The sequence below is a fragment of the Nocardia sp. No.11 genome (assembly GCF_038752175.1).
Lineage (GTDB): Bacteria > Actinomycetota > Actinomycetes > Mycobacteriales > Mycobacteriaceae > Nocardia > Nocardia canadensis.
The window spans coordinates 1-3,818 of sequence record NZ_JBCGFB010000234.1 but is presented as its reverse complement, the minus strand read 5'-3'; the positions used below and the strand labels follow the sequence as shown (position 1 = coordinate 3,818).

At 72.2% G+C, this 3,818-nt stretch carries 5 protein-coding genes; 4 read left to right on the top strand and 1 reads right to left on the bottom strand.

Annotated elements, in window-relative coordinates:
* From V8688_RS31620 to V8688_RS31610, 3 genes are all read left to right on the top strand, one after another.
* Positions 1-1,006: sensor histidine kinase (locus tag V8688_RS31620; protein ID WP_342802345.1), on the top strand; the 1,006-nt coding region annotated here is incomplete at its 5' end.
* Positions 1,003-1,620, top strand: a complete 618-nt coding sequence (locus V8688_RS31615) for a response regulator transcription factor (protein ID WP_316576135.1) — start codon at positions 1,003-1,005, stop codon at positions 1,618-1,620. The genes V8688_RS31620 and V8688_RS31615, both read left to right, overlap by 4 nt.
* A gap of 52 nt (positions 1,621-1,672) precedes the next feature.
* Entirely contained in the window at positions 1,673-2,098 is a 426-nt protein-coding gene (locus V8688_RS31610; RefSeq protein ID WP_218719680.1) for a PPOX class F420-dependent oxidoreductase, read from the top strand.
* Here V8688_RS31610 and V8688_RS31605 read toward each other — a convergent pair.
* Positions 2,070-2,807 (bottom strand): DUF3105 domain-containing protein, encoded by a 738-nt coding sequence (locus V8688_RS31605; RefSeq protein ID WP_218719681.1) that lies wholly within the window; start codon positions 2,805-2,807, stop codon positions 2,070-2,072. The genes V8688_RS31610 and V8688_RS31605 overlap by 29 nt on opposite strands.
* A 208-nt stretch (positions 2,808-3,015) precedes the next feature.
* Between V8688_RS31605 and V8688_RS31600 the strand changes: the two genes are divergently transcribed.
* Entirely contained in the window at positions 3,016-3,663 is a 648-nt protein-coding gene (locus V8688_RS31600; protein WP_342802344.1) for a glycine-rich protein, read from the top strand.
* Positions 3,664-3,818 lie beyond the last annotated feature (155 nt).

The following is a 3,818-nucleotide window of genomic DNA, read 5'->3' as shown; positions in this document are numbered from 1 at the left end:
GCGGTCGCGGGCGGTGCCGGGCGCCGCGTGGGACGCGCGCAGGGCAGGGCTGTGGCTGGCCACGCTGACCGTGCTGTGGCTGGCGCTGCTCGGGCTGACCCCGGACGCGGTGTATCTCGCCTTCGGATTGTTCTTCCTCTACCTGCACCTGCTGCCGCGGCCGTGGAACCTGGTCGCGGTGGTGCTGGCGACGGCCGTCGGCGTCATCGGCTTCGCGGCACACCGCGGCTGGTCGGTGGGCGCGGTGGTCGGGCCCGTGCTCGGCGCCCTGGTCGCCATCGGCATCGGGCTCGGCTATCAGGCGCTGTACCGCGAAGCGGTGGAACGGGAGCGGCTGATCGACGAATTGCTCGGCACCAGAGCGATTCTCGCCGAGCGGGAACGGACGGCGGGCAAGCTGGCCGAACGCGAACGCCTGGCCAAGGAGATCCACGACACCGTCGCGCAGGGACTCAGCAGTATCCAGTTGCTGCTGCACGCGGCCGAGCAGGCGGCGCCGGATCATCCCGCACTGGACCGGATTCGGCTCGCCCGCGAGACGGCGGCCGAGGATCTGGCCGAAACCCGCAGGCTCATCGACGAATTGTCGCCCGCCGCGCTGGACGGGCAGTCCCTCGCCGAAGCGCTGGCACGGATCTGTGATCGGGCGCGGTCGGCGGCGCTGTCGACCCAGCTGCTGGTCGAGGGCGAGCCGGAGCGGCTGCCGATGCCGGTGGAGGCCGCGCTGGTGCGGATCGCGCAGAGCGCGGTCGCCAATGTGGTCCAGCATGCCGGGGCGGCGCGCATGCGGGTCACCCTCACCTACGACGACACCGACGTGCACCTCGACATCGTCGACGACGGCATCGGCATCGACCCCGCCGTGCTGCGCGGGCCGCGCGCGGGCGCGTTCGGCCTGGCGGCCATGCGCAGCCGCGTCGAGCAGCAGGGTGGCCGGATGACGATCGAATCCGAACCCGGCCACACCGCCGTCACCGTGTCCTTCCCGCTGGGAGCGGTCGAATGATCCGGCTGCTGCTCGCCGACGACCACGCGATCGTGCGGGCCGGGCTGCGCGCGCTGCTCGAGGCGTCCGCCGACATCACCGTCGTCGGTGACGTGGCCGACGCCGACGCGGCCGTGGCGTTCTGTGCCGCCAACCCCGTCGACCTGGTCCTGATGGACCTGCGCTTCGGTGACGGCCGCTCCGGGGCCGCCGCCACCGCCGACTTGCGCGCCCTGCCCACCCCGCCGAACGTCCTGGTGGTCACCAACTACGACACCGACGCCGATATCCTCGGCGCCATCGAAGCGGGCGCCGTCGGCTACCTGCTCAAGGACACCCCGCCCGCCGAACTCCTCGCCGCGGTCCGCGCCGCCGCCGCGGGCGAGAGCGTGCTGTCCCCGACGGTCGCCTCCCGTCTGATGACCCGCGTCCGGCGCGCCGACACCACGTTGAGCCCCCGCGAAGTCGAGGTCCTGCGCCTGGTCGCGGCCGGCCTGTCCAACCGCGACATCGCCAAGCGACTGTTCCTCAGCGAGACCACCGTCAAATCCCACCTGGTCCACATCTACGCCAAACTCGGCGTCAAATCCCGCACCTCGGCGGTCGCCACCGCCCGCGAGCAGGGCGCGATCTGACACGCGAGGCCGCTGCCGCCGGTTCCCACGGCCCGGCGCCTACCCTGATCGCATGGCCTCACTCGCTGATCCCCAGGTGCGCGAATTCCTTTCCCATGGAACACGAACCGGCAAGGTGGCGTTCACCGGTGCCGATGGGCGGCCCTTGGTGACGCCGGTGTGGTTCATCGTCGAGGGCGACGAGCTGGTCTTCAACACCGGGAAGAACACCGCCAAGGGGCGGGCGTTCGCGCGGGATCCCCGGGTCGCGCTGTGCGTGGATCTGGAGGAGCCGCCGTACGCGCTGGTGGAGGTGCAGGGCACGGTGACGCTGTCGGAGGATCTCGACGAGCTGGTGCGGACGGCCACCGAGATCGCGGCGCGCTACATGGGGGCGGACAAGGCCGAGGAGTTCGGCAAGCGGAACGGGGTGGCGGGGGAGCTGGTCGTGCGGGTGCGCCCGACCAAGGTCATCGCCCACTTCCAGGTGACGGCGTAGGCAGGCCGGGGGTAGCGCTGCCGTCGCTGTTCGGGTCGACGGCGTCGGGGCCGGGGGCCGTGGGGTCGAACGGGGGCGGGTTGGTGCGGTCGAACAGCGGCGAGGAGCAGGTCGCGCCCGGTTCCGGTGTGGTGTAAGGGTTCTCGCGCAGCGCGAGGATGAACTGATCGATCCGGGGGTCGGCGGCGCTGTCGGGTTTCAGCTGGTGGCCCCACGATTGCAGCGAGATCGGGTGGGCCATGCCGGGAATCGGCGACATCAGGGTGTACGGCTTGTTCGTCACCCGCGCGGCGAGCGCGGCCTGATCCGCCGCGCTCACCTTGTCCGGGTTGTAGGCGATCCACACCGCGCCGTGTTCCAGGGAGTGCACCACGTTCTCGGTGCGGACGCCGGTGGCGTAGACGACGCCGTCGCAGGCCGCCCACCTGCTGTCGTGCGGTCCGCCCAGCGGTGGGATCACCGGATAGGCGACCCGCTGCGTGCTGGTCACGTGCAGGCCCGGCGGGAACTCGGTGATCTCGACGCCGGGGATCTCGCGGGAGGGGTCCTGGTTGTCCGCGGTCGGCACGAACGCATCCGTCGACGCGATGGCGGTGCCGTCGACTTTGCCGTCGGTCGCGCAACCCGCGGTGAGGAGTGTGGCGACCGCGATTCCCACCGCGGCCGTGCGGGCGCGTCGCGCGCCGCTGGTCGTGTCCGAATTCCGCACCGCGGTCCCCTGTCGTCGTGGCGGCTACCGCCGTCGGGTCCGAACTTACTTGCCCGCCGCCCGCGCCACCCGGTTCGCCTCGGATCTCCCGGTCGACAACCCCGATGACCTGCGCGAAAGCGCGCGTCGCTGCGGGGCCGAGGCGACAACCACGGCTACCGTTTCGTCAAGTTTCCTCGGCAACGGCGCTGGCGAACGGAGTTCTGGCATGGCCGGACGAACTGCGACGCGGGTGTGGCTCGCCGCGTCCCTGGGCGCGGTACTGGTCGTCGGCACCGCGGCACTCGCGCAGTCCCAGCCGCCCGGCCCGCCCGCCGAGCACGCGTCCGAGCATTTCGAGGACCCGGAGTCGGGGCTCGCGATCGACGTGTTCTATTGCAGCTCGGGGACGCAGACCTACACGGTGCCCGCCGGGACGACGAGCCTCTACATCGAGGCCGTCGGCGGCCAGGGGCAGACGCCGAATCCGAACTTCACCGGGATCGGTGGGCTCGGCGGTCAGGTCAGCGGCGGTTTGCGGGTGACGCCGGAGCAGCAGTTCCAGGTCCAGGTCGGGTGCGCGGGCGGCGCGAACGGCGGGTTCTCGCCGTATGCCCCGGGTGGGGCCAGGGGCGAAGCGGTCGATCAGGTCACGAATTTCGGGACGGTGTACTCGAGCGGTTGGGACGGCGGCGGTGGCGGCGGGGCCTCGGCCGTGCTCGGGCCCGACAACGCGCCGGTGCTGGTCGCGGGTGGCGGTGGTGGCGCGGGCGGCAACGCGCCGGACTGCTATTCGGTGTCGCCGGTGCAGGATTCGACGTTCTTCTACTGCGGCGGCGGCTCCCGGCGCGACGGCGGGAACGGGGGGCGACGGTAGCGCGGCGGTCGGCTGGCAGGAAGGCCCGCCGTGGACCGGCGGTGCGGGCGAGAACAATCCGGCGGGCACCACGCCGAGCGGCCTCACGTGCGGTGGTTCGCGCGCGGGCGGGGCAGGCCACACCTTCGACACGACCGGCGGTGGCGGTGGGGGCG

Coding starts and splice junctions, on each gene's coding strand:
- V8688_RS31615 (WP_316576135.1), top strand. CDS start 1,003: ATGATCCGGCTGCTGCTCGCCGACGACCACGCGATCGTGCGGGCCGGG.
- V8688_RS31610 (WP_218719680.1), top strand. CDS start 1,673: ATGGCCTCACTCGCTGATCCCCAGGTGCGCGAATTCCTTTCCCATGGA.
- V8688_RS31600 (WP_342802344.1), top strand. CDS start 3,016: ATGGCCGGACGAACTGCGACGCGGGTGTGGCTCGCCGCGTCCCTGGGC.